The sequence below is a fragment of the Pseudoalteromonas sp. SWYJZ12 genome, assembly GCF_015864395.1.
In the GTDB taxonomy this organism is placed as follows: domain Bacteria; phylum Pseudomonadota; class Gammaproteobacteria; order Enterobacterales; family Alteromonadaceae; genus Pseudoalteromonas; species Pseudoalteromonas arctica.
The window spans coordinates 45,629-71,071 of sequence record NZ_JADYXH010000011.1; the positions used below are offsets into that span (position 1 = coordinate 45,629).

At 39.4% G+C, this 25,443-nt stretch carries 23 protein-coding genes and 4 pseudogenes; 19 read left to right on the forward strand and 8 right to left on the reverse strand.

Annotated elements, in window-relative coordinates:
* Window positions 1–21 precede the first annotated feature (21 nt).
* Genes serA through I6F42_RS13040 form a run of 4 tightly spaced genes read right to left on the reverse strand, consistent with a single transcriptional unit; the run spans window position 22 to window position 3,131 of the window.
* Entirely contained in the window at window positions 22–1,251 is a 1,230-nt protein-coding gene (gene serA / locus I6F42_RS13025) for a phosphoglycerate dehydrogenase (RefSeq protein WP_007584756.1), read from the reverse strand.
* Between the two features lie 9 nt (window positions 1,252–1,260).
* Window positions 1,261–1,914, reverse strand: coding sequence for a ribose-5-phosphate isomerase RpiA (rpiA, locus tag I6F42_RS13030; RefSeq protein WP_024591469.1), 654 nt, complete (start codon window positions 1,912–1,914; stop codon window positions 1,261–1,263).
* Between the two features lie 53 nt (window positions 1,915–1,967).
* Window positions 1,968–2,564 (reverse strand): 5-formyltetrahydrofolate cyclo-ligase, encoded by a 597-nt coding sequence (locus tag I6F42_RS13035; RefSeq protein ID WP_197152392.1) that lies wholly within the window; start codon window positions 2,562–2,564, stop codon window positions 1,968–1,970.
* An 18-nt stretch (window positions 2,565–2,582) separates the two neighbouring features.
* A complete protein-coding gene (locus tag I6F42_RS13040) occupies window positions 2,583–3,131 on the reverse strand; it encodes a hypothetical protein (protein WP_010554419.1) in 549 nt (182 codons plus the stop codon).
* A gap of 292 nt (window positions 3,132–3,423) precedes the next feature.
* On the opposite strand from I6F42_RS13040, the gene I6F42_RS13045 reads away from it, so the two are divergent.
* On the forward strand, window positions 3,424–5,412 hold the full coding sequence (locus I6F42_RS13045; protein WP_197152394.1) for an LTA synthase family protein: 1,989 nt from the start codon (window positions 3,424–3,426) through the stop codon (window positions 5,410–5,412).
* 95 nt (window positions 5,413–5,507) lie between these two features.
* On the opposite strand, the gene metK is transcribed toward I6F42_RS13045, so the two are convergent.
* Window positions 5,508–6,659, reverse strand: coding sequence for a methionine adenosyltransferase (metK, locus tag I6F42_RS13050; protein ID WP_197152396.1), 1,152 nt, complete (start codon window positions 6,657–6,659; stop codon window positions 5,508–5,510).
* Between the two features lie 303 nt (window positions 6,660–6,962).
* On the opposite strand from metK, the gene tkt reads away from it, so the two are divergent.
* From tkt to I6F42_RS20375, 16 genes and pseudogenes are all read left to right on the forward strand, one after another.
* On the forward strand, window positions 6,963–8,954 hold the full coding sequence (gene tkt, locus I6F42_RS13055) for a transketolase (RefSeq protein WP_197152398.1): 1,992 nt from the start codon (window positions 6,963–6,965) through the stop codon (window positions 8,952–8,954).
* 185 nt (window positions 8,955–9,139) lie between these two features.
* Entirely contained in the window at window positions 9,140–9,454 is a 315-nt protein-coding gene (locus I6F42_RS13060) for a pyrimidine/purine nucleoside phosphorylase (protein WP_165736236.1), read from the forward strand.
* A gap of 177 nt (window positions 9,455–9,631) precedes the next feature.
* Window positions 9,632–9,988, forward strand: coding sequence for a ribosome hibernation-promoting factor, HPF/YfiA family (hpf, locus tag I6F42_RS13065; protein ID WP_007584763.1), 357 nt, complete (start codon window positions 9,632–9,634; stop codon window positions 9,986–9,988).
* 202 nt (window positions 9,989–10,190) lie between these two features.
* Window positions 10,191–11,363, forward strand: a complete 1,173-nt coding sequence (locus tag I6F42_RS13070) for an NRAMP family divalent metal transporter (protein ID WP_197152438.1) — start codon at window positions 10,191–10,193, stop codon at window positions 11,361–11,363.
* A gap of 183 nt (window positions 11,364–11,546) precedes the next feature.
* Window positions 11,547–15,962, forward strand: coding sequence for an RHS repeat-associated core domain-containing protein (locus I6F42_RS13075; protein WP_197152401.1), 4,416 nt, complete (start codon window positions 11,547–11,549; stop codon window positions 15,960–15,962).
* A gap of 314 nt (window positions 15,963–16,276) precedes the next feature.
* Window positions 16,277–16,558 (forward strand): annotated as a pseudogene (locus tag I6F42_RS13085) (RHS repeat-associated core domain-containing protein); the annotation flags it as partial.
* A gap of 141 nt (window positions 16,559–16,699) precedes the next feature.
* The gene (locus I6F42_RS13090; protein ID WP_197152403.1) at window positions 16,700–17,041 is read left to right on the forward strand and encodes a polymorphic toxin type 37 domain-containing protein; all 342 of its coding nucleotides are present in this window, start codon (window positions 16,700–16,702) and stop codon (window positions 17,039–17,041) included.
* The gene (locus tag I6F42_RS13095; RefSeq protein ID WP_010554428.1) at window positions 17,042–17,635 is read left to right on the forward strand and encodes a hypothetical protein; all 594 of its coding nucleotides are present in this window, start codon (window positions 17,042–17,044) and stop codon (window positions 17,633–17,635) included.
* Window positions 17,636–17,709: 74 nt separating this feature from the next.
* Window positions 17,710–18,390, forward strand: a pseudogene (locus I6F42_RS13100) (RHS repeat-associated core domain-containing protein); the annotation flags it as partial.
* 6 nt (window positions 18,391–18,396) lie between these two features.
* The gene (locus tag I6F42_RS13105; RefSeq protein WP_010554430.1) at window positions 18,397–18,633 is read left to right on the forward strand and encodes a hypothetical protein; all 237 of its coding nucleotides are present in this window, start codon (window positions 18,397–18,399) and stop codon (window positions 18,631–18,633) included.
* A gap of 10 nt (window positions 18,634–18,643) precedes the next feature.
* A pseudogene (locus I6F42_RS20335) lies at window positions 18,644–18,757 on the forward strand (RHS repeat-associated core domain-containing protein); the annotation flags it as partial.
* Between the two features lie 102 nt (window positions 18,758–18,859).
* Window positions 18,860–19,120: a hypothetical protein gene (locus I6F42_RS20210; RefSeq protein ID WP_231616360.1), complete on the forward strand. Its 261-nt coding sequence runs from the start codon at window positions 18,860–18,862 to the stop codon at window positions 19,118–19,120.
* Window positions 19,121–19,546, forward strand: a complete 426-nt coding sequence (locus I6F42_RS13115; protein ID WP_010554432.1) for a hypothetical protein — start codon at window positions 19,121–19,123, stop codon at window positions 19,544–19,546.
* A gap of 114 nt (window positions 19,547–19,660) precedes the next feature.
* A pseudogene (locus I6F42_RS13120) lies at window positions 19,661–20,305 on the forward strand (RHS repeat-associated core domain-containing protein); the annotation flags it as partial.
* A 434-nt stretch (window positions 20,306–20,739) separates the two neighbouring features.
* On the forward strand, window positions 20,740–21,036 hold the full coding sequence (locus I6F42_RS13125) for an SH3 domain-containing protein (protein ID WP_010554434.1): 297 nt from the start codon (window positions 20,740–20,742) through the stop codon (window positions 21,034–21,036).
* A 128-nt stretch (window positions 21,037–21,164) separates the two neighbouring features.
* Window positions 21,165–21,530, forward strand: coding sequence for an RHS domain-containing protein (locus tag I6F42_RS20375; RefSeq protein WP_010554435.1), 366 nt, complete (start codon window positions 21,165–21,167; stop codon window positions 21,528–21,530).
* Between the two features lie 37 nt (window positions 21,531–21,567).
* Here I6F42_RS20375 and I6F42_RS13135 read toward each other — a convergent pair whose 3' ends face one another.
* The 3 genes from I6F42_RS13135 to I6F42_RS13145 form a co-directional block, all read right to left on the reverse strand.
* The gene (locus tag I6F42_RS13135) at window positions 21,568–22,755 is read right to left on the reverse strand and encodes a VWA domain-containing protein (protein WP_197152405.1); all 1,188 of its coding nucleotides are present in this window, start codon (window positions 22,753–22,755) and stop codon (window positions 21,568–21,570) included.
* Window positions 22,756–23,021: 266 nt separating this feature from the next.
* Window positions 23,022–23,870 carry a MoxR family ATPase gene (locus I6F42_RS13140; protein ID WP_010554437.1) on the reverse strand — a complete coding sequence of 283 codons (849 nt, stop codon included), beginning with the start codon at window positions 23,868–23,870 and terminating at the stop codon, window positions 23,022–23,024.
* A gap of 52 nt (window positions 23,871–23,922) precedes the next feature.
* Window positions 23,923–24,162: a DUF1653 domain-containing protein gene (locus I6F42_RS13145; RefSeq protein ID WP_024594065.1), complete on the reverse strand. Its 240-nt coding sequence runs from the start codon at window positions 24,160–24,162 to the stop codon at window positions 23,923–23,925.
* 60 nt (window positions 24,163–24,222) lie between these two features.
* Between I6F42_RS13145 and I6F42_RS13150 the strand changes: the two genes are divergently transcribed.
* Window positions 24,223–24,702 (forward strand): DUF2947 domain-containing protein, encoded by a 480-nt coding sequence (locus I6F42_RS13150; RefSeq protein ID WP_010554439.1) that lies wholly within the window; start codon window positions 24,223–24,225, stop codon window positions 24,700–24,702.
* Between the two features lie 74 nt (window positions 24,703–24,776).
* Window positions 24,777–25,412, forward strand: coding sequence for a hypothetical protein (locus I6F42_RS13155; protein ID WP_002958964.1), 636 nt, complete (start codon window positions 24,777–24,779; stop codon window positions 25,410–25,412).
* Window positions 25,413–25,443 lie beyond the last annotated feature (31 nt).

Genomic DNA, 25,443 nt, shown 5'->3' on the forward strand with positions numbered 1-25,443 from the left:
TTCTTAATATCAAAGTACTTATTAATGTAAAATACGTGCTCTAATTGTACCCTCAACAGCGCTTAATTCTTTAAGTGCTACTTCAGATTGATCTGTATCTACATCAATAACTACATAACCAATAGATGCGTCTGTTTGTAGGTATTGCGCAGCAATGTTAATACCATGCTGTGCAAACGCTTGGTTAATTTGCGTTAGTACACCAGGGCGGTTGTGGTGTACGTGTAATAAACGGCTACGATTAGCAAGCTCAGGCAGCGATACTTCAGGGAAGTTAACGGCAGTAATAGTTGAGCCATTATCTGAGTATTTAGCCAGTTTACCCGCTACTTCAATACCAATGTTTTCTTGCGCTTCTTGTGTAGAACCACCAATGTGCGGCGTTAAAATAACATTGTCGAATTGGCGCAGTGGCGATACAAATTCTTCATCGTTAGATTTTGGCTCAGTAGGGAACACATCGATTGCTGCACCACTTAGTTTTTTCTCTGTTAGTGCTTCTGCAAGTGCATCAATATCAACAACAGTTCCGCGTGAAGCGTTGATCAAAATAGATCCCTGCTTCATAACAGCAAGTTCTGCACTACCAATAAGATTTTTAGTTTGCGGTGTTTCTGGTACGTGTAAACTAATAATATCAGAGCGTTGTAACAGCTGAGTTAGGTTGTGAACTTGTTTTGCATTACCGAGTGATAATTTATCTTCGATATCGTAAAACTCCACGTTCATACCGATATTTTCAGCCATAATACCTAGCTGAGTTCCAATGTGACCGTAGCCAATAATACCTAATGTTTTACCACGTGCTTCAAACGAACCATTTGCTGTTTTTAACCAGCCACCACGATGAGCCGCTGCATTACGCTCTGGAATACCGCGTAATAAAAGTAGGATTTCACCAAGTACAAGTTCAGCAACTGAACGAGTATTAGAAAATGGTGCGTTAAATACAGCAATACCGCGTTCGCGTGCTGCATCTAAATCAACTTGGTTTGTACCAATACAAAAACACCCAACAGCAACTAGCTTGTCAGCTGAGTCTAATACGGCTTGGTTAATATGAGTACGAGAACGAAGTCCTACAAAGTGAACATCTTTAATGCGCTCTTTTAATTCGTCCTCAGGTAAGGATGTTTTAACGTAGTCGATATTGCTGTAACCGTTACGTTTTAGCGTTTCAACAGCGCTTTGGTGAACACCTTCAAGCAAGAGAATTTTAATTTTGTCTTTTGCTAACGATACCTTACTCATAACCTCATCCTATTTAATTTGTGGCCCATTTTTAGTACCGATAATCACTTTATCAGCACCACGCATTGCAAATAGGCCGTTGGTAACTACGCCAACAATTGAATTTATTTGTGCTTCAAGTTGTTTAGCATTGGTAATTTTTAAGTTGAATACATCTAATATAACGTTACCGTTATCGGTAACTACGCCTTGGCGATAAACAGGGTCACCACCAAGCTTTAATAATTCTCGTGCAACGTAGCTGCGAGCCATTGGAATAACTTCTACCGGAAGCGGGAAGTCGCCTAATGTTTTTACTAATTTGGTGTCATCTACAATGCACACAAATTGTTTAGCTACAGCGGCTACTATTTTTTCGCGAGTGAGGGCTGCACCGCCACCTTTAATCATTTCGTTTTGATCGTTTATTTCGTCAGCGCCGTCAACGTATACATCTAAAGCAGCAACGTTATTAAGCTCAAATACTTCAATACCTAACGCTTGTAAGCGCGCGGTTGAGGCTTCTGAGCTTGATACAGCGCCTACAATAGTGTCCTTTACTGAGCCAAGGGCATCAATAAAGTGATTAACAGTAGAGCCTGTACCCACACCTACAATAGTGTTTTCTTTTACAAACTCGAGTGCTGCCCAAGCAGCTGCTTTTTTTAATTCATCTTGTGTCATTGCTTTGTGCTCATGTATGTCAGAAATATGCGGTTAGTAATCAAATTTAATTGTTACCAACAGTATGTTTTATCTGGGGTGATAATGGTTTTAAGTGGTACATCCCACGACTCGATTGGTAGAGCCTCAACTTTTTGGCATTCATGTGCAAGGCCAATTAGTTGTGGTTTTTGCCAATTTTGTTCGTGTAAACGTGCCAATGTCCGGTCGTAAAACCCACCTCCCATTCCTAGGCGATTACCTTGTTTATCAAATGCAACTAATGGCATAAGGAGGTAATCAAGCACTGGTAATGGGCATATTTGAGAGCAGTTCAGCTTAGGCTCCAAGATACCATAGCGATTTGCTCTCATGGGTGATTTTTTCTCATAGCGCTGAAATAGTAAATTAGCGCCATTGAATGGGTGTATTATAGGTAGGTAAACGGTATGGTTTAAACTCCATAATTCTTTAATTAACAATGAAGTGTCTAGTTCCCCATCGTTACTCAAGTAAATGGCAATATGCTTTGAATTCGTTGTTTTTTCGCTTTTTAAATGTTGAATAAAATTCATTTTTAGCGATTGCGCAGCAATTATTTGCTGATTATTTGACAAGTTTTTACGGGTGTTACGAATTTCCGCTCTTATTTTTGCGCGTTTATTGCTCATTAAATTAATTAGCCATTCTTAAAAAGAGAATAAATCGGGAAAAATTAAAAAAACAGCCAGTACGACTAGCAAAATTGTGGCAGTTGCAATCAATGAATATAAAAGTAAGTTACTGCGTTTTTTAGGAGGCGCTAAATCATCATCTAGCATTAGATCGTCACCTTGCCATTCGTCAATACTTTCGTCTGGTGCTTTTAATTGAGCTTCAGGAAGGCGTTGCTCTAACTCGTCTAGCTTTTCTTCAAGGCGAATTAAGCTGCTAGTGATGTAATCGAGTGCATCAAAAATACGTTCGTCACGTTGGTTGTTATTTGCAGCTGCGGGGGAGCTATTTTGAATTGCATTTGAAACAGCTTGCAGCTTACTTTTAATACCTAAGCTTGCTAGTAACTTAGCCTGTTTTAACGCTTTGTCTTTATCGCTTGGTGCAAACAGTGGCTTACCTTTAAAAAAAAGAGCTACTTTTTCATCTGACGTTTTTAATTTTACAGCTAAATTTGTACATGCTGTTTTTATGTCAACGTTATCGGCAAGTCCTGCAAATATAACGCGAAAGTTATCGGCCATTTAACTGTCCCTAAAGCTTTATAATGAAGCGAGTATAAACCGAACCCCTTTATAAATGTATCTCTATGTAAAATAAAATTGTTAAACGTATCGGTTTCCTAAAATATTACTTACAAAAAAGTTGGTTAATATTTCAATAGAATATTTCATTACTTGCAATTAAATGTGAACGAAATATTTTACATGTAAATTTTTCTCTTTAATTACAGGTGATTACAGCTATTTCCTTGTTGAAATAGCTTAAACAAGTAAAATTGTTTTCCTAGGGGTATAATATATTAGGTACAGGATTTTGCTAAAAACACACACACTTCCATCTAGTCGTTGGCTAGAATTTGTAAAAGAAAGCGGACGTATCGCCACACTTTGGTTTGCTGGTGTACTGCTTTTTATGGGCTTTCGGATTTTCTTTTTAATTCATTTTAGTGATCGTATTACTTCAGAACTAGATATTGATTCAATAATCGCGACATTAAAAGTGGGTCTAGCATTTGATTCTGCCGCGACGGGAGTCTGTTTTAGTATTGTTTTTATTTTAAACTGTATTTTACAGCCTCTGCGTTTAGGACAATGGGTTAGAAAAGCACGTATATATACAAGCCGAATATTTTTCATTACGGCAATAATACTATGTATAACGAGTATTACTTACATTGCTGAATATGGAAGCCAGTTTAACTTTTTTATGTTTGAAGGACTAAATGACGATCAACAAGCTATTGCATTAACTGTAATTGAGCAATATAAACCGTGGGGGAGTCTACTTAGTTTAGTTGTTTTATTAGCGATGGCATTTAAAATAAATAAACTAGTTGATAGGAAAAACTATAGTGTTATCAATCATCTTTTCACCACTAATATATTAAAGCGTACGATTTTAGTTGCATTGATTATTGTTTTATTTGTTTGTGCAATAAGAGGGTCATTTGAAACTCGTCCGGCTTCTCGAAAATGGTCAGCAGTAACAACAGATGCTTTTGTAAATAATCTTGTAATAAATCCATTTCGAAGCTTTATATATGCCATTAAAGATTATAATGATTTACAAAGTTTTGGTTTAAATGGTCATAATCCTTACTTACGAAAAAGTGCACCTGACATAGATAACCCTTTAGCGGCGCTTGAGAAAAAAACGAATACGCCAATGTTAGCGGCACCTTCACAAGTATTTTTTATTGTTATGGAAAGTTATGATGCTTGGCCGTTACAGCAAAAATATACATCGCTCAATTTAACTAATGAACTACGTAATTTAGCTAGTAAAGGTATATATTTAAATAATGTATTACCTGCAGCAAGCAGTACTATGAATTCGCTATCTAGCCTTATGTCTGGTATTGCGTTTTCGGGCGTTAACATGAGCCGTATTGGACCACAAAAACCAGCGAGTAAGTTATCAATATTTAATCAACTTGAGCAACTAGGTTATCAAAGTCGATTTTATTATGGCGGCTTGCTGTCATGGCAAAATGTAGGCGAATATGTGCTTTCACAAGGAGCTGATAAAGTATTTTCGGCTGCAGACACTGGAGGTAAAGGAAGTGCTGGTGTGTGGGGAATTGATGATGGTCAGTTATTTGATTTAGTCGATACTAAAACAGATGAAAAAAGTTTTAACTTAATCATGAGTGGGAGTTACCACGGGCCATTTAACTTAGATTTAGATAAGTATGGGTATCCTTTAAAATCAGTTGCTGACTATCCAAAAGAAATTCAAGCTTTAGATGATGACTTATTAGACCCTTACGTATTAGGGCATTTATGGTATGCCGATAAAATGCTTGGTCAATTTGTTCGTAAAATGGAGCAGCGCTATCCAGATGCATTATTTGTAATTACAGGTGATCATTATAGTCGCCGTTATTTACATCATCGCCCGGGTCTATATGAGCTAACACATGTACCGCTTGTTATTTATGGTAAAGGTGTAAATCCAAACTGGGTATCGAGTGATCAATTAGCGAGTCATATGGATATTGCGCCTACATTATTAAACTTAATAGCGCCGCAAAAGACGACATTTTATAGCATGGGCCAGTCACTATTAACTCAACCTAAAGATCGTACTGTATTTGGTTTTCAAACTGTACGTAAACCAGAACAGCTTTGGCGTGGTGATTTTTCGTCAATGTATGAGTATCAAAAAGTTAACCCAGAGGATCGGATTAACTTAGTCCCACTTGAGCCACAACCTTTTGAACCAATCGATGTAGCAACAGAGCAAGCTTATAATAAGTATATGGCTACAGCGTGGCAGTTACTTACTAAAGGAATGGATTAATAGATTTAAAAGTAGCTTTTAAAGCTGCTTTTACTCAATTAGTTTACATATAAAAAAAGCGCCAATTGGCGCTTTTTTTGTATTTACTTAGCCAATCAAAGGCCGGCAGCTGCGCGAAGTGCTTCAGCTTTATCTGTACGTTCCCAAGGGAATTCGTCACGACCAAAGTGGCCGTAAGCCGCTGTAGGAAGGTAGATAGGGCGCTCTAAATCAAGCATTTGAATTAAGCCGTAAGGACGTAAGTCAAAGTGTTCACGAATAAGCTCGATTAAACGGCTTTCTTCTAGCTTGCTTGTACCAAACGTTTCAACGCTAATAGAAGTAGGCTCTGCAACACCAATTGCGTAAGAAACTTGTAGCTCACACTTGTCAGCAAGACCAGCAGCAACAATGTTTTTAGCAACGTAACGTGCAGCGTATGCTGCTGAACGGTCAACTTTTGATGGATCTTTACCAGAGAAAGCACCACCACCGTGACGAGCCATACCACCGTATGTATCTACAATGATTTTACGACCAGTTAAACCACAATCGCCCATTGGTCCGCCAATAACAAAGCGACCTGTTGGGTTAATGAAAAACTTAGTTGCACTTGTAATAAGTTCTGCAGGAAGTACCGGCTTGATGATTGTTTCCATCACAGCTTCTACTAAATCTTTTTGCGAAATGTCTTCGCTGTGCTGAGTAGAAAGTACAACAGCATCAATACCTACTGGCTTGCCGTTTTCGTATGCAAAAGTAACTTGAGATTTTGCATCTGGACGTAACCAGTTAAGCTCGCCACTTTTACGTACTTGCGCTTGGCGCTGTACTAAACGGTGTGAGTAAGTAATTGGAGCAGGCATTAGTACTTCTGTTTCGTTACATGCGTAACCAAACATTAAGCCTTGGTCGCCAGCGCCTTGTTCTTCAGGACTAGTACGGTCAACACCTTGGTTAATGTCTGGAGACTGTTTACCAATAGTGTTTAAAATTGCACATGAATCGGCATCAAAGCCCATGTCTGAATTTGTGTAGCCAATGTCACGAATTGTTTTACGTGTAATTTCTTCGATATCAACCCATGCGCTAGTAGTGATTTCACCACCAACCATAACCATACCTGTTTTCACGTAAGTTTCACACGCTACGCGAGCCTGAGAGTCTTGCTCTAGGATTGCATCAAGTACCGCATCAGAGATTTGATCGGCGATTTTATCCGGATGACCTTCAGAAACTGATTCAGAAGTAAATAAATGTTTTGCCATTGTATTTCTGCTCACAAATATTGCGCTTCACAAATGTCGGTATTAGCGCTAAAAAATTAAGGGGCGTATTTTATCGAAAACAAAACTAATTGCATAGTGTTTTTACGCCTAGACGTCTAAATAAAATTACTAATGTCGTTCTGGTCTCAAAAAAAATTCATAATGCTCCCTTTTCTGGGGTTTTTAATTGCACACCGCCCCCACATTAAGTAAGAATGGATGTATAGCAGTATCCAAGATATTTGGTTACATAAACGATTACATAAATACCCGCGCAAATACACATATAAGGTAGGAGAATTCATGCCATCTCGCAAAGAACTTGCAAATGCTATTCGCGTCTTGTCAATGGACGCAGTACAAAAGGCCAAATCTGGTCACCCTGGAGCCCCTATGGGCATGGCTGATATCGCAGAAGTATTATGGCGCGATTATCTAAAGCATAACCCAACAAATCCAGAGTGGGCTGACCGAGATCGATTTATATTATCGAACGGCCACGGTTCAATGCTTATATATTCTCTATTGCACCTAAGTGGTTATGATTTACCACTAGACGAAATTAAAAACTTCCGTCAAATGCATTCTAAAACACCAGGTCACCCTGAATATGGCTATGCACCAGGAATCGAAACTACTACGGGTCCATTAGGTCAAGGGATCACAAATGCCGTAGGTATGGCAATTGCCGAAAAAGCACTTGCTGCACAGTTTAACCGTGAAGGTCACGATATTGTTGATCACTTTACCTATGCATTTATGGGCGATGGCTGCCTTATGGAAGGTATTTCTCATGAAGCAGGTTCACTTGCAGGCACATTAGGTCTGGGTAAACTTGTTGCATTTTGGGATGACAACGGCATCTCAATCGATGGCGAAGTAGAAGGTTGGTTTACAGATGATACACCGGCTCGCTTTAAAGCATACGGTTGGCATGTAATTAGTGGTGTTGATGGCCACGACAGCGATGCTGTAAGTGCTGCAATAGCAGAAGCAAAAAGCGTTACCGATAAACCTTCACTAATTTGTTGTAAAACAATTATTGGTTACGGCTCACCTAATAAATCAGGTAGCCATGATTGTCACGGTGCTCCACTAGGTGATGACGAAATTAAAGCATCTCGCGAATTTTTAGGTTGGACTGGCGATGCGTTCGAAATTCCTGATGATATTTACGCACAATGGGATAGCAAAGAAAAAGGTCAGCAGCTTGAATCAAGCTGGGACGAAAAATTTGCAGCATACGCAAAAGCATACCCAGAGCTTGCAGCTGAATATAAGCGTCGTATTAATAACGAACTGCCTGGCGATTGGGCTGAAAAATCTCAAGCGTACATTGAGCAATTACAAGCAAACCCTGCAAACCCAGCGTCTCGTAAAGCATCGCAAAATGCATTAAACGCATTTGGTCCGTTATTACCAGAATTTATGGGTGGCTCAGCCGATTTAGCTGGCTCAAACTTAACAATTTGGGATGGCTCTAAAGGTTTAACACGCGATGATGCAAGCGGTAACTACATTTACTACGGTGTACGTGAGTTTGGTATGTCAGCAATTATGAATGGTATTGCGCTTCATAAAGGCTTTATTCCTTACGGTGCTACGTTCTTAATGTTTGTTGAATATGCAAAAAATGCCGTACGTATGGCTGCATTAATGAAGCAACCAAGCATTTTTGTATACACGCACGATTCAATTGGTTTAGGTGAAGATGGCCCAACTCACCAACCAGTAGAGCAAATTGCAAGCATGCGTTTAACGCCTAACTTATATAACTGGCGTCCATGTGACCAAGTTGAGTCGGCAATTGCATGGCAACAAGCTATTGAGCGTAAAGACGGTCCTACATCGCTTATCTTTACTCGCCAAGGTCTTGAGCAACAAGCACGTGACGCACAGCAATTAAGTGACGTTAAAAAGGGTGGTTACATCCTTAGCTGTGACGGCAACCCAGAGATTATCTTTATTGCGACGGGCTCTGAAGTGCAACTAGCACAAGATTCAGCAAGCGAACTACGCAGCCAAGGTAAAAAGGTACGTGTTGTGTCTATGCCATGTACTGATGCCTTTGAAGATCAAAGCGCAGCATACAAAGAAAGCGTATTACCGGCATCTGTTTCACGCCGCGTAGCAGTAGAAGCAGGTATTGCTGACTACTGGTACAAGTACGTTGGTCTAAACGGCGCAGTAGTAGGTATGACCACCTTTGGTGAGTCAGCACCAGCTAATGAGTTGTTTGAACACTTTGGTTTTACAGTGGCAAACATTGTAAGCAAAGCAAACGAGCTTTTTTAATCGCTTTTGATTAAACAAAGTAAGTAATTGAAAAACTCGCACATGTTGCGGGTTTTTTTATGCCCTTACATGAAGCAACTTCACCTTGGTCAATGCTGCTTTCCTTGCAAGAAAGTAAGCTATCAGGCAAGGTAGTGCGATAAAATTTATAAATAAAAATCTTAAATTAATAGCAGGAGCTAAAAATGCCAAAGTTCGATAACGTAAGTGTAGTAAAAAAAGCCAATGTATATTTTGACGGAAAAGTGTCAAGTCGTACCGTTATTTTAGGTGATGGCGAAGCGAAAACATTAGGTTTTATGCAACCAGGTGAGTTTGTTTTTGATACAAACCAAAAAGAATGCATGGAGCTTTTAGCTGGCCAATGGGATATTTTATTACCAGACGCAAGCGAGTGGAAAACATTTAACGCAGGTGAGTCGTTTAATGTGGACGCAAATGTAAGCTTTAAAGTAAAAGTATCTGATTTTGCTGACTACTGTTGTTCGTACACAGATTAATCAGTACAGCTAGACGTCTGAAAGCCCATGCACTATGGGCTTTGCATAAACTTTGCGCAACACATGATTTAAATCACCAAAAACCGCAAATAAACCTCAAATATCTCTCTTTTTTCCTTGTGTTAATCTAAATAGCCCCCAATACTATTTATGAGGTAACAAATAAAAGGATACCCTATGAAAATTAATCTTTCTGGTCACCATGTTGAAGTTACTGACTCTATTAGAGAGCACATCAACGAAAAATTTTCAAAAATCGAGAGCCATTTCCCATCGCTTATTGCACTCGAAATTATTTTGTCTAAAGAACATCATAAAATCCAAGCTGAAATTAGCACTAATTATGAAGGCACGCGCATATCGGTAAAAGGGGAAAACGAAGTTATGTACCCTGCCATTGCAAGTGCAGCTAAAAAACTCGATGCAGCACTAAAACATCGAAAAGGGCAGATAAAAGCAAACTTACACGAAAAGCCTGTTAGCACTACACCTGAAATCGCACACGAGATCATCCAAGAGATGGATCTTAAATAAAATTTAGTCACAAAGTATTGTAAAAAAGAGCCGTATGGCTCTTTTTTATTGCCTGTAATTTAGGTAAGTTATGCGTTCTTGCAGTTTATTAATTATAAAAATTGATAAAAAGAACACACAACACACATATTTTGAGAAATTAATGCACACAACAAAAGCAGTATGGAAGTCTCGACTAGGTGCGCTTGGGCCTGGAATACTCATGGCAACAGCCGCTATTGGCGGTTCTCACTTAGTTGCCTCTACACAAGCTGGGGCAATATTTGGCTGGCAATTATTTTGGCTTATCCTCGTTGTTAATGTTTTAAAGTACCCGTTTTTTCGCTTTGGTATGGAATACACACTCGCCACTAAAAATAGCCTAGTGGAGGGCTATAAAAGCAAAGGCCCGTTTTACTTCTACAGTTTTATTGGCTTAAACATTGTTGCCGCTGTTGTTAATACCGCCGGCGTATTACTGCTTACCGCAAGCTTACTGCATTACGCCTTACCCGTGGTTATTGAAGTAACCTTGCTTTGTTGGATGCTGCTGGGTGTATGTTTAGTTATATTGCTACTTGGACACTTTAAAGCGCTAGATAACGTTGCCAAAGGCATTATGGGGCTGCTTACGCTCGCTACTTTGATTGCCCTTGCCATTGCATTTAGTAACGGCCCAATGGCACCTGCTGATTATGTGGGACCTTCACCGTATGAACTTGCCATGCTTAGCTTTATGGTGGCTTTAATGGGCTGGATGCCCGCGCCTATCGAAATATCTGCATTAAGTTCTTTATGGCTAAAAGAAAAACAAGCGCAGCAAACTGTTTCTAAAAGCCAAGGCTTGTTCGATTTTAACGTAGGCTATTGGCTTACAGCAGGCTTAGCCTTAGTATTTTTTAGCTTAGGTGTATTAGTGCAATACGGGCAAACCAGCAGTATAGAACTCGGTGGTGTCGCGTTTGCCAAGCAGCTTATTGATATGTATGCATTAACAATAGGCGAGTGGGCACGCCCGCTTGTATCAGCCATTGCTTTTTTATGTATGTTTGGCACCACACTCACTGTGCTTGACGGCTACGCCCGCACGCTCAATGAGTCTCATAAGTTACTTGGCTTTAAGCAATCAAAACACAGCTTAAATATTTGGTTAATACTACAAGCTCTTGCCGGTATGGCGGTTATTTTATTTTTTAAATCAGCCCTTGGCCCAATGCTTACCTTTGCGATGACGCTTTCATTTGTTACAACGCCTGTGTTTGCATGGCTTAACTTTAGCCTTGTGCGATCAGAGCCAGCTATTAAGCACAGCGTGCTATTACGTAGTTTAACTTGGTTAGGCTTAGTGTACTTGGTTGGTTTTGCTGTTGCGTTTGTACTCTGGAAGTTAGACTAGGCACTGTATTTTAAATAAATTTAAAGTGTTTCTATTTTGGGTTCTTTTATGTATGCTTAAAAATAACTAGTTTTAGTTAGCCCTTACAATTTGGATAGATAGGGCATTTAATTAGTACTGAATATTTAGTCGCTGTTCTAATAGCTTTATTTAGCTAAATTACATAATTTAAATGGAATTAATATGTACAGTTCAAGTAAACGAGCACTTAAGCTAATTTGTGTGTTGGTAAGTTTTTTGTTTTCAACATTTTTGTATGCAATCCCACCAGTTAGTACGCAACAAGCTGTATTCCACTGTAAGGCGATAGATTTTGACCCTACTACTGCCTCTCCAGAATTTGAACATTGGTATCCAATAAAAAGCATTACCAATGCTGGCAGTATATTGATCAGAGGTGAGCTAACAAGTTTTGATGCGGCGATGCGATACCATAATCTTTTATTAGACCAATCACTGCACAAAGAGATATTAAGTGGTCCAAACTATAATGATGTATTACAACGATGTACAGAGTATGTTGAAAGTTATAATTCTTTTATAAAAGAGCAAGGTACTTGTGATATTACACTAGATGGCAAAACCACTTATGGCACTATCAATACCATCGCAGGGGAATTTCGAGATCCACCAGACGGCAGGCCTGCAACAGTTCAAGAACTAATTAATGGGGCCAATGGCTATATATTCCAATATGGTTTTACATATCAAAAAATATACTGGCAAAAAGCTGCATGTACCCAGCCTGGTTATGGAACGGGGGCTCCTTCATATATTTATCCTTTGCCATTTATCATTACTTATGATGCAAATGAAGAAAAAGACTGTGATGATGGTTGCCCACAAGATAATGGCGTAGATGCTTTCTCAGGGCAGATAAATAACTCAATACCTGCATTAGCACAAAAAGAATCAACGAGTTACAGTTCTGGTGTGTTCCATACTTTACAAGACTATTTTCCGCTTGATTTTATTTATTCAACCAATACGACTACCGAAACTGAAAATATTACTGAGATAAGTGGTCAATGGGTTAACCAACTTGATATACGAATGAATACAGGATTTGTATCGCCATACAAAGATGAAAATTGGCAAGCAGTAAATTTTCTTAAAGAAGTTAGTAACATACAAATTTGGCGAAAAGGAAAGCTATCATCGTCATTTGGTTACTTCGATTACGACATAAACAACCCACAATGGGTTAGCCGCGTTGGTAAATATCAAGAAAAGTTAACCGGCGGGCAACAACTCAATACTGAAAGTTCTGATTTTATTTTAAGCAAAGCCAACTTAGACAAAGAATACTTTAGTAAAGGGCAACTCACTAAAATAAAAAAAGCGGATGGTACGGTAGTAAAAATTAATTACTTATCCAAGGTTACCTCTACTTTTAGTATTTCTAAGGGGCCTGTACCCAGTGTTCAAGGTAGTATTACTACCATATACGATGATACCGGTTACTTTTACGATGTTACTCTGGGTAATTCATTGTTTAGGCATCGTTTTGATAATAATAAACGGCTACTGTATATAGAAAAACCTAAGAATAAAAAGGGTATCCACTCAAGAGTTAATTACCATTATGATGATGAGCGTAATTCAAGCTTGTTAACTTCAGTAACCAATGAATTAGGCAAAACAACATTAACGTATCAATACGATGATAAAGGCCGTGTAGTCGAAACTTCAGACGGCAGCGATTATGGTGTTACGAGTATTAACTATAAAAATGATAACCAAAGAGAAGTCACAGGCAAAACCGGTAAAGTTGAGCTGTTTGACTTTGTGATGGGCAAAATAGCAAAAGTAGAATGCTTAACTTGCTTAAATGAATCGGTTAAAACTCAAATTATTGATTTTGATAAAGAGTATGTTGATGTAAATGGTACAGTGACATTGCAAGAAAAGGACTATTTCACAGGACTTTTATCATCAGTTACAGTGGATGCAGAAGGCCTAGAGTCAGACATAACAGAGTATTCTTGGGAATATGAAAAACCTTTGCTAAGTGGAATTAATAATAACGGTATTTATACCCGTTTTAATTATGATGAAAATGACTGGCTAACAGAAACGTCAATTGGGAATCGTCAAACAACGCAATACGAATATAATGAGTACGGGAATATTACTAAAGTCGATGGCCCAAGAGTCGATGTTAGTGATATCACCCTGCTAACCTATAACGACCAAGGTTTAGTGACTGAAATAAAAAATGCACTATATCAACCGCAGTTAGTTGTCTCAGCGTATGATGATATGGGCCGTATTACACAGTATAAAGAGTTAGATAACCATAGTGTTAGTATGAGCTATACAAACACCGGGCAAGTGTCCTTATGGGATAATGGTATAACCCAACTTAACTACGACTATTATTTAAATGACCAATTAAAATCGGTGACAGACAGTCAGGGTATTACCTCAAGTTATACTTATGATGACAATCAAAATTTAAACACGATAGCAGTCAATGCGACGAATAAAATTAAGTATCAGCGAGATAGCGCAGGGCGTGTGATTGCCACCCAACTTATCAATGAAAATAATACCGTTGTTTACAATCAAAGCAATCGTTACGATGTAGACGGAAATCTTGCCTCGGTGTCTGACTTTGGTGTTGAAAACACATTTACCTACGATGCCAAAGGCAACGCCCTCACTAATTTAGATGCGAACCAGCAAGCAATCAATTATCAGTATGATGGCTTAAATCGGTTAACTCAAATACAAGACCAAAATGGCTATACCACACTGTACGACTACACTGTAACAGGTAAGTTATCTGCGGTGACAGACGCAACAGGCAAGGTAACACAGTACACCTACAATGATATTGACGAGCTAATTACACGTACCAGCCCTGATTCAGGTATAACACATTACGAATACGATGAGGCCGGTAACCTGATAAGCTCTACCGATGCGCGTAATATCACAGTAAACATTGAATACGATGCACTTAATCGCCCTATTGCTATTCGATATCCAACTCCTCACGAGCAAGTGTTATTTACGTATGACGAAGCAACCGGCAGTAATAATGGCACAGGTCATCTAACGTCGGTTACTGAGCACAGCGGTACTACTGGCTTTAAATACAATCAATTTGCTCAATTAAGCGAAACAAGCTGGTCTAATAATCAAGTCCAATTTGCGTTAGGGTTTGATTATGGAGATAGTGACCGATTACAACGTTTGCATTACCCAAGTGGTAATAGTGTTAGCTACAGTTACGATACGTTGGGGAATATTCAATCAGTTGAGTTAACTACAACAAAAGGGGTAACGCAAATAGCATCGGGCATCCAGTATTTACCATTTGGACCGATGACGTCAGCCGAATTAGGGAATGGGCTTACATTACAAAAAACGTTCGATACAGCGTACCGTGTGACCAGCCAGCAAGTAACAGGGTTGAATCATATAAATTATATTTATGACTTGGTTGGCAATATTTCAGATATTACGGACCAAGAGCAACCGCAATTGAGTCGTCATTATACATACACTCATGTCGGGCAGCTTGCCCTAGACAGCTGGGTTGCGCGTGAATTTGAATACGACGGCATAGGAAATCGTTTAACGCATACACAAGGTGACACACCTAATGTAAATTATGTTTATGCTGATACCGAGCACAGATTATTAGCCGTGAACAGTCAAACCCCGTTATTATTTACCTATGATGCACGAGGAAATGCCATTAGCCGTGGGAAAATGACGCTGAACTATAATGACGCAAACCGTTTAGAGTCGGCCACCAACAATGGGTCAACCACGCACTATCAGTACAACTACAAAGGGTTAAGGGTTCAAAAAACAGTTGCAGGTAATAACCGCTATTATTTTTATGATGAAAATGGTTTATTAATCAGTGAGGCTAATAGCAGTGGGCAAATAACCAAAGAATACATTTATCTACAGGGTGAGCCATTGGCAATGGTAAAAGCAGGCGCTATTTATTATTTTCATAACTCGCACTTAGGCGCCCCACAAAGGCTAACCGATGAATATAAACAAACAGTATGGCAAGCCCAGTATAATGCCTTTGGTACAACCCAGATTCTTAATGAGCAAGTAACGAATAATCTTCGTTTTCCGGGGCAGTACTTTGATGCAGAAACAGGGCTCTATTACAACTGGCACAGATACTACGACCCAGAAATTGGTAGGTACTTACAATCAGATCCGATAGGATTAGCCGGTGGAATTAATACCTATGGGTATGTTGGGGGGAATCCGGTCATGAGATATGACCCAGATGGAAAAGAGTTTCTAAATTTTCAAAGCTGTGCAATGACTGTTGGTGCTTTTCAGTTATACAGCGATACCAGTACATTATTATCCGCAATGGATTCTTCCCTTGTGAATATCAACCATTTAGAAGAGCTAGTTGATCAGGAGATTTTAGAGTGCAGTAAAAGTGATACTGAAAAGCTAAATACGCTATTAGATCTTAAACACTCTTTAGTAAAACAAAAGGGGCAGATTATGAATGGAAAATTTGGAAATATTAACCTGGTTTTAAGTGGCGCAATGGTTGCGACTGCAGGTGCTGTCTGTGGTACGTTATCTTTAGTTCCAGGAGTATAAAGTGAATAAGTATATTAAATTGAGCTTGATGTGTTTGTGGGGGGGAGTGGTGTACGTTCTTGTTTCAACTTTAATACATGTATGGATATTATGCGATACCCTAAAGAATAATGAATCGGCCCCTATCGATATATCAATAGTGACGCATAATGCTGAATTAGCTACAAAGTTATTAAAAATAGAGCGAAGTGAAAAAGAGAGTATTTATCAAACTTTACTTATGCAATTAGATAAAGACGTTAAATTGCTATCTTTTCTATTATGTGTGTTGTTAATAACTGCATTAATTTTACTCATAAGTAAGTACAGGCGCCCCACAAAGGCTCACTGATGAATATAAACAAACAGTATGGCAAGCCCAGTATAATGCCTTTGGTACAACCCAGATAATTACTCAACAAGCAGTCGCTGAGCAAATAACGAATAATATTCGTTTTCCGGGGCAGTACTTTGATGTAGAAACGGGGCTCTATTACAACTGGCACAGATACTACGACCCAGAGATTGGTCGGTACTTACAATCAGATCCGATAGGATTAGCGGGGGGTATCAATACCTATGGGTATGTTGGGGGGAATCCAGTTAGTTATGTCGATGCGAATGGTTTAAGAGCCATCCCCGTTACGCCGATTAATAGGCCTTACATATCACCTTTGGCGCCAACGGCTTCTCCTGTTTACCAAGGAGGACAAAGTGTTACTGGACTACCTACAAGTTATACCCGCCCAGCTGTCAACTTGGATATTGGCAGTTTATTTAGACCAAACCCAATTGCTCAAGCTCTGTTTAACTATGTGTTTAATGAAGAAGATAATGAATGTCCTAATAATTTGCCTGATTTTGATTTTGAAAGTCCTGCTAATCATCCTATTGGGCAAGATGGTCTTAAGTGGCCTTGGCATGGAAAACAACCACAAAGAGGTAAATTCGGAGGGTATAAAAATCCCAATGGACCTGAAAGTATACACCCTGATTTAGATCACGGAGAGCCTATCGGTCCCCACTGGGATTTTAACGATAGAAAAGGACCTGGATGGAGAATTTACCCTAATGGTGGAGTTAAAAAGAAAGGAAAATAAATGTTAAATATTGAAGATGAAAATAACGTAAAAAATTATATTGATGAAGTACTGTCTTTTAACAACACCATTTGTAAGCAAGCTAAATTATTTATTAGTTCTAATGATGTTTCATATAATATGGAGTTACCAGTACTAGGTAATATAGATAGAACTTTTACTCCTAGGGATGGTGGGAAAATAAAAAAAGAAATAACTAACTCTAAAGGAGTAAGCCCAGTAAAAGATATGTCACATTGGCTTGCTCATTATTTATATAAAAAAATAATAGAGTTAGATGTAATTTGTATTTTTGATGATGTAATGGGTACGGAGGGGGATTTAGTTGGTTTTGAAAAAACTTCATTTATAAATAAACATGAAGAGATGGTGCATATTGCTTGTAAAAAAAATATTAGTTCAAAAAATGAATTGATGAAATTGATTTTTGCATCAAAGGTGAGTTGGCATTTTGTATGTGTAATTGCTTATACGGATAAAGGTTTTACGACCCCTGAATATTATGAGACTGACTCTCTAAAAGTAAAGGAGGTTGTGATAGGTGCATGTGATGGTGAAGCTTTTATAGTGGTAAAAAAGCTTTACGAAAAGTAGTTAAACTATGCGCCTCACAAAGGCTTACCGATGAATATAAACAAACAGTATGGCAAGCCCAGTATAATGCCTTTGGTACAACCCAGATTATTACTCAACAAGCAGTCGCTGAGCAAGTAACGAATAATATTCGTTTTCCGGGGCAGTACTTTGATGCAGAAACAGGGCTTTATTACAACTGGCACAGATACTACGACCCAGAGATTGGTCGATATATTCAAAGTGACCCAATAGGATTAGCCGGTGGCATAAATACTTACGCTTACGTCTTAAATAATCCTTTGAAATACATTGATCCGTTTGGATTAGAAACTCGTGCGTTAACTTTTGAAGGTGTTGATTGGGGTTCGTCTTCATTTGGTCATACCGCAACAGATATAAATGGCACTACATATACATATGGGCCAAATGGTATGACAGTTCTACCGACCTCTGAATATTTGGAAAGAAATAATTTTAGAGATGCGAGAGCATTAACTTTAGATTTAACTCCAGAGCAAGAGAGAAAGCTCGAAAAGAGAATGAAGTGGTTAGTAGATAAAGGTAGCTATGGTCCTTTAGGTAATAATTGTACAGACCCTTTAGAAAATGCACTTGAAGAACAGGGGTATGATTTAGGCATTAACGTTACCCCAAGTGGTTTGCATGATGCTCTCAATAATCAAAGTCTTATTACTGGAGAAAGCTATTACCCAAGAGGCTCATCTAATGAAGCGCCTAGTTGGTATCAGAGTGCTCCATGGGCGGGATGGTAATTAAAAGTGAAAAAATTATCTTTAGCTGTGTTATCTATTGTCGTATTGTATTTTGGTTTTATTGTTTTCCTGGCCTTCTCGAAAGGATATGACATTGAACATATGGATTGGAATAATGATGGCACTACAACATTTTTTGAAATGCTTGATTCTGAAGGTATTGGATTTAGAAATATTGATGAAAAGTGTGGGGAATACTATTCCCTTAAAGATGGTTTAGAAGTCAAGAAAGTTTGTAAATAACTACAACTGGCACAGATACTACGACCCAGAAATTGGTCGGTACTTACAATCAGATCCAATAGGATTAGCGGGCGGTATCAATACCTATGGGTATGTTGGTGGGAATCCGATTACTAGATATGATTTAAATGGATTAGTATGGATAACAAGGGATTATGATCACCATGCACTCAAAAATTTGACAATTGGTCTCTTAGATAGAATATCTTCATTGCAGGAAGGGGCTGTGATGAACGCTCACAACTTTGAACATTCGACGAGAGATGTGGTGCAGCAGTGGTACGGTACAAAGGAAGATAAACGTATTGAAGAGCAATACAATGAAAATGGACAATGCTCGACTAATTATGGCGTGCAAGATGGTGATTACAGAAAGATTGAACAAGCATTTGGCAACTATAAAGATGATTGGTCTGTAAGTGGTAAATCTTGGCATTGGGCTCCTGCTGTCCCCAATAAAACTTATAAACATTTTCCGAGCAATTAAATGAATAAAATTATTAAACTTTTTGGCGTAATAGATTTGCTGTTTATTTCTTGGTTGGTTATTTCGTCGGTTATAAATGGGAGTATTCCATTCTACACTGGTTTACTCGATGATATTAAATCGTCAGGCGGTTTTGCTATATGGGCTGTCGCTTTTACTATTTTGGCTCATTTGGTTAAAGTGTCAATAATTGCTTCTGGTTATCTTTTAATTAAGGAGAGGAAACTTGGTGCGTACGTAGCTCTAATACAATTCCCATTTAGGTTGCTACTTATCATACCGCCAACACTTTTCTTTTTTAGCGCCTTAAAAAGTATAATCCCTTCTTTTACAATCGTAATTATAACATTGTTATTAGTTTTGGAGGTCGCAAAAGTACTTATACTTCTCAAGTGGCTACGAAATAGTAAACGTAGTGAGAATTAATTTTAAATATTATTGCTAATAAAAACGGTGTTTTAATTTGTTGTATTTCATAACTCGTACTTAGGCGCCGATGAATATAAACAAACAGTATGGCAAGCCCAGTATAATGCATTTGGTACAACCCAGATAATTACTCAACAAGCCGTCGCTGAGCAAATAACGAATAATATTCGTTTTCCAGGGCAGTACTTTGATGTTGAAACAGGGCTCTATTATAACTGGCACAGATACTACGATCCAGAGATTGGTCGGTACTTACAATCAGATCCGATAGGATTAGCCGGTGGCATAAATACCTATACTTACGCTCTAGGTAACCCTGTGAGGTATAGTGATCCGCTTGGCTTAAAAGTGCAGATATGCAGCCAACCCGCATTTGGTTTTATGCCTATAGATCACCAGTGGCTAAGAACCGATACAAGGGAAGCAGGAATGGGGCCTGTAGGCGGTGATGGTAATGCTGGAAATCAAAGTGGTGATATGCCTGGAGACCATGTCGAGGTAACTGCTCATACAGGAAGGAACTCTCAGAAGGGGGCGAGCTGTGAAGTGGTTGATGATGTTGATGAAGATAGAGTAAACGAACGTCTTCAAATTGGCAGAGGCTTAGGCCGTTGGGGGCCAACAAATCAGTGTCAATCATTTGTTTCTAGTGTGATTGATTCTTCTCGAACTGAAAGTTGGCGTCAACAGGAAGCTCGAAGAATACAAGAGCGAACAAGAAGAATAATTGAGAGCCTTAACCAGTTGAATTTATAAAGAGCAGAAAAACGTGAAGAAATATATATATTTTATTTTTAGTTTTGTCTTTCTCGTTGTTTCCTTATGGGGATTGATGTGGGTATTCTCATCTGCAAGTTTAGCTAGTGGTTTTTGTGAAAATGAATTTGATTTGTTTCATGAAAGCTTTAGGTGCAGACAGCCTTATATTGCGGCAGTCCTGTTTATTTTTTCAACCTTGACATCTATTGTTTTACTTGTTTTTGGTGTCAGAAATAGGAAAAAGTAGATTTATATTCAATTAAGGGAAAGTACTACCAAAAGCCTGCTCAGCAAGGCTTGCAGAATGTTGGGGTTAATATTGGCAACAGCATCTTGCCGGTATCAGTAGGGAATGCGATATTGAATTCCGGCGCTGCTAATGGGTACTCTTTCCAAGCAGCGTCACAGCCAGCAACGGGGACCAGTGCGCCATGGGCAAGATAAAATCGTTCTTATTATCATTTTGGGTTATTGGTCTGATGGCTGGTTGTGATGCATCTTTAGAAAGACTTGAACTTCATGAAACCACAGAATTGTTGAAAGAGCCGGGGGTGCAAAATTTGGGTTTCCCTGAAAAACAGGTTGCCATTCTACCCAGTGGGACTAAAGTCGTTGTTCTTGATAAGAGGTACGGTAAAGATTATTTGGCATACAAAGTCGAAACAGATGATGGGTTAAAAGGGTATATTATTCATTCAAGCCGAATGACCCTTACAACCCACCAGTAACTAACATGTCGGGCAGCTTGCCCTAGACTGCAGGGCTGCACGGCATAGAAAATCGTTTAACGCATACACAAGGTGACACACCTAATGTAAATTATGTTGATGCTGATACAGAGCACAGATTATTAGCCGTGAACAGTCAAACCCCGTTATTATTTATCTATGATGCACGAAGAAATGCCATTAGCCGTGGTGAAATGACGCTGAAAACAGTTGCAGGTAATAACCGCTATTATTTTTATGATGAAAATGGTTTATTAATCAGTGAGGCTAATAGCAGTAGGCAAATAACCAAAGAATACGTTTATCTACAGGGTGAGCCACTGGCAATGGTAAAAGCAGGCGCTATTTATTATTTTCATAACTCGCACTTAGGCGCCCCACAAAGGCTTTTTGATGAATATAAACAAACAGTATGGCAAGTCCAGTATAATGCATTTGGCACAACCCGGATTTTAATGAACAAGGAAAGAGTGGGGTCGTGTCTTGCTTTTTGATGATCGGAAGTGCTGCTTAGTTGTGGTTAATTCACCTTTAACTCAGCTCTTTTATCGCTCTACTTATCCCATCTAAGCTCAGCGGGTACATGCGGTTATCCATTAGCTGCTTTATAAAATCAATTGATTGATAGTACGGCCAGTGTTCAACGGGTTGTGGGTTGAGCCACGCGACTTTATCAAAGTGATTGGTGACTCGTTGTAACCAAGCACTGCCGGGCTCTTCGTTGTAGTGCTCTACTGAGCCGCCGGGGTAGGCGATTTCATAGGGGCCCATAGTGGCATCACCCACAAATATCACTTTATAGTCGCTGGTAAACTTGTTTATGAGCGTCATGGTGTCGATTACGTTTGAGTGGCGCCGCGTATTGTCTTGCCAAACGTGCTCGTATAAACAGTTATGAAAGTAGTAAAACTCTAAGTGCTTAAACTCACCATGCGCGGCACTAAATAACTCTTCACAGGTATGAATGTAGTCATCCATTGAGCCGCCAATATCAAACAGCATCAACACTTTTACGGCATTGTGGCGTTCGGGTGCCATTTTCACATCAAGCATGCCGCCTTGTTTTGCAGTAGCGCGAATAGTCTCGTTTAAATCAAGCGTGTCGCTTGCGCCAGTGCGGGCAAATTTGCGTAATTTTTTAAGGGCGAGCTTAATTGTGCGCGAGCCAATCTCTCTGTCGGTATCGAGGTTTTTATATTTGCGTTTATCCCACACTTTTACTGCTTGGCGATTACGGTTACCGTCTTGCTCTATACGCACACCTTCTGGGTTATAACCGTATGCACCAAAAGGTGAGGTGCCACCGGTGCCCACCCATTTATTGCCGCCAGCGTGGCGTTTTTGTTGCTCTTCTAAACGTTCTTTTAGGGTTTTCATAAGCTCATCGAGCCCGCCCATGGCTTTAAGTTGGGCTTTTTCTTCATCGCTTAGGTTTTTTTCGAATTCTTTACGTAGCCAGTCTTCAGGTAAGTTGTGCTGTTGCTTTAAGCTCTCGAGCAAATCGAGGTCAGCAATACCACTAAAATAGTCGCTAAAGGCTTTGTCAAATCGGTCAAAGTGCGTTTCGTCTTTTACCATTATGGAGCGTGCTAAATGGTAAAAGGCGTCTACGTCGGCAAATATAACGCCTTTTTTTAAGGCGTTTATTAAATCGAGTAGCTCGCGCAGGCTTACCGGTAAGCGGTATTTTCGTAGCGTGAAAAAAAACTGTACTAACATGTTAGGGCCTGTTTATCTTTCGAGGTTAAATTTGCAGCAGTGTGTTTGGTATTTAGGCAAGGCAGAGCCTATGTAGTGTGGTTATTCCCCATAAATAGGCGATAACACAGCATAAATACCAAACACGCGCTGCCTGAAGGTTCGTCCTAGGGACGAATAACTCTTTGTTGCTCGGCTTTTACTTAGCCCACTAGGTTACAAACCTCGCGCCACGATTAAATCGTCCCTAGTTAGAACAAATTTTAATCCTGAAAGGTCAACAGGCCCTAGCGACGGCTCATAAAGGCAAGTTTTTCGATTAGGCTTATGTCTTGCTCATTTTTAAGTAATGCGCCAAACATTGGCATTAAACCGCCTTTTTTAGCTTTGTCGTGCAGTGTTTTAGCGTCTATGTCTTCTGCCATTAGTAATTTAAGCCAGTCGAGTAATTCGCTGGTGGATGGCTTCTTTTTAAGACCGTTTGCTTCGCGCAGGTTAAAAAACACTTCGAGTGCTTGGCGTACTAAATCCTGTTTAACGTTAGGGTAGTGCACGTCAATAATTTGCTGCATTTCGTCGCTGCTAGGAAAATCAATATAATGAAAAAAGCAGCGGCGTAAAAATGCGTCCGGCAATTCTTTTTCGTTATTTGATGTGATGATTACAATAGGGCGCTCTTTTGCGACAATGCGCTCGTTAGTCTCATAAACATGAAACTCCATTTTATCAAGCTCAAGTAGTAAGTCGTTTGGGAACTCTATGTCGGCTTTGTCTATTTCATCAATCAAAAGCACTGGGCGTTTGCCGTTAAGCTCTGCATACGTAAATGCCTGCCAAAGCTTACCTTTAACAATGTAGTTGCCAATATTGTGTACACGTTCGTCACCTAATTGACTGTCGCGCAGGCGCGAAACCGCGTCGTATTCGTATAAGCCTTGCTGTGCTTTAGTGGTCGATTTTATGTGCCACTGAATAAGCGTGGTATCTAAGCTTTTAGCCAACTCCTCAGCCAGCATGGTTTTACCTGTGCCTGGTTCACCTTTAATTAAAAGTGGTTTTTCAAGCATAATGGCAGCATTTACAGCTTGTTTAAGCGCGCTACTCGCTATGTAATTGTCAGTTGAATTAAATTGCACGGTGTACCCTTGTCTGGTCTGAGGAGTAAGTTATTTTGTTATAATGCCATAGTTAAACGGCAGGTCCAAGGTAGGCAAAACGCTGTATGACCTCACCTTCTTTTTCAACAGTTTCTAAAAACATACTAAGTGGGCGCGCCCACATACCAAATTCACCATATAGCGCTTGATAAATCACAAGCTGCTCCTCGGTTTCGCTATGGGTGGCAACATGAACAACTTTGTATTGCGGCCCTTTGTAGTGTTGGTATATGCCTGGTTTGAGTGAAAGTGGTTTTATTGCTGTAGTCATGTTTTGATCTCTTGTATAATTTGGCTTTGCACTTTTAATGTTAACTAATTTGCCAATACTATGAACTATATTTCGCTAGATGATTACAAAAAAGCATGGGTTTTTCGTCATAAAGACTTACCTGTATCAGATGAAGACGCAGTAAAAATAAAGCCTATGGGAGATGAGCGCGCAGCCGTACTTTGGACAACCATGGTAAGCCGTGAGTTTGATCACCCAGATTTTTTTGAAGACACCGATTGGTGTGGCCAAGAAAAAAGCTTTAGCCAAGAAGTAGATTGGCAAGATGCGTGGGAAAATGGTGATGCGCAACCACCAGAAGCAATCTTAACGTTTTTAGATTGGGAAGCTAACACCACTGTTTATTTTTGTATGGCACGCGATAATATTATCGAAACAACATTTGATGTATTTAAACGCAATTGGCAAAACTTTATGTTTTTAGCTGATGGCAGTTTGCTGATTGGTAAAAAGCGTAATACGGTTGTGCAATTTTTAGAATCAGGTAAAGCAAAATTAGGTGAAAAGCCAAGCGCTTAATTAGTGCGCTGTGCTTAAAAAACATTCAATACTGTGTTATAAAACATTTACCCGAATATTTTTGAGTACAGCTTTTGGTCGCTAAAAATCAGTCACTTGGTGCTCAGCAGCAAGTTGAAATTTGGCAAACTGATGCACAAAAAGTGTTGTATGCACAATTGTGTAATGCGTTTTATCAGCGTGAGGTTCAGCGATTAGTTGCAGAGCCTAATGCCGATAAACTGCGCCGCCAGTTAAAAAGCCTACCTTATTATATTGAGCGAGCTGCAACGTTAGTTGCCAATGGTGACACGCCTTTTACGCTGGACGCGCAAAATGGTACGTGGCTCGAAAAGCAAAAACCGACCCCACCCGATGTGAATGTTCAAGCTAATGAACTTTTTTATCAAACGTATGCCAAAGTGGGGCTTATAGTGCCCGTTATATTGCATGGCTACGATCAGGTGCGTCTTAGAATAGACAGTATCGATCAGTTAGGCGAAAATAAGCTGCATTGTAACGAGCTTGGTTGGTTTGATTTTTTAGGAAATGGGCTAGAGCAGCAAAATGCTCAGCTAATAAAGCCAAGTAAAGTGAGTTTAACCGCTGCATGTTGCGGGCATCAGTGGCAATTTTCGAAGCGTTGTATGCCACGGGTTTTATCACTACGCGAAATGCTTTTAGCGGGTAGTATTAATTGGCGCAATTTAAAGCGTCCCTTAGCGTATTAAAGTTAAGGTATTTGGAATTTAAAATAAGGAG

Excerpts from the sequence above, each read along its gene's own strand:
- serA (WP_007584756.1), bottom strand. The coding sequence starts at position 1,251 with ATGAGTAAGGTATCGTTAGCAAAAGACAAAATTAAAATTCTCTTGCTT.
- rpiA (WP_024591469.1), bottom strand. The coding sequence starts at position 1,914 with ATGACACAAGATGAATTAAAAAAAGCAGCTGCTTGGGCAGCACTCGAG.
- I6F42_RS13035 (WP_197152392.1), bottom strand. The coding sequence starts at position 2,564 with ATGAGCAATAAACGCGCAAAAATAAGAGCGGAAATTCGTAACACCCGT.
- I6F42_RS13040 (WP_010554419.1), bottom strand. The coding sequence starts at position 3,131 with ATGGCCGATAACTTTCGCGTTATATTTGCAGGACTTGCCGATAACGTT.
- metK (WP_197152396.1), bottom strand. The coding sequence starts at position 6,659 with ATGGCAAAACATTTATTTACTTCTGAATCAGTTTCTGAAGGTCATCCG.
- tkt (WP_197152398.1), top strand. The coding sequence starts at position 6,963 with ATGCCATCTCGCAAAGAACTTGCAAATGCTATTCGCGTCTTGTCAATG.
- I6F42_RS13060 (WP_165736236.1), top strand. The coding sequence starts at position 9,140 with ATGCCAAAGTTCGATAACGTAAGTGTAGTAAAAAAAGCCAATGTATAT.
- hpf (WP_007584763.1), top strand. The coding sequence starts at position 9,632 with ATGAAAATTAATCTTTCTGGTCACCATGTTGAAGTTACTGACTCTATT.
- I6F42_RS13070 (WP_197152438.1), top strand. The coding sequence starts at position 10,191 with ATGGCAACAGCCGCTATTGGCGGTTCTCACTTAGTTGCCTCTACACAA.
- I6F42_RS13075 (WP_197152401.1), top strand. The coding sequence starts at position 11,547 with ATGTACAGTTCAAGTAAACGAGCACTTAAGCTAATTTGTGTGTTGGTA.
- I6F42_RS13095 (WP_010554428.1), top strand. The coding sequence starts at position 17,042 with ATGTTAAATATTGAAGATGAAAATAACGTAAAAAATTATATTGATGAA.
- I6F42_RS13115 (WP_010554432.1), top strand. The coding sequence starts at position 19,121 with ATGAATAAAATTATTAAACTTTTTGGCGTAATAGATTTGCTGTTTATT.
- I6F42_RS13125 (WP_010554434.1), top strand. The coding sequence starts at position 20,740 with ATGGGCAAGATAAAATCGTTCTTATTATCATTTTGGGTTATTGGTCTG.
- I6F42_RS13135 (WP_197152405.1), bottom strand. The coding sequence starts at position 22,755 with ATGTTAGTACAGTTTTTTTTCACGCTACGAAAATACCGCTTACCGGTA.
- I6F42_RS13145 (WP_024594065.1), bottom strand. The coding sequence starts at position 24,162 with ATGACTACAGCAATAAAACCACTTTCACTCAAACCAGGCATATACCAA.
- I6F42_RS13150 (WP_010554439.1), top strand. The coding sequence starts at position 24,223 with ATGAACTATATTTCGCTAGATGATTACAAAAAAGCATGGGTTTTTCGT.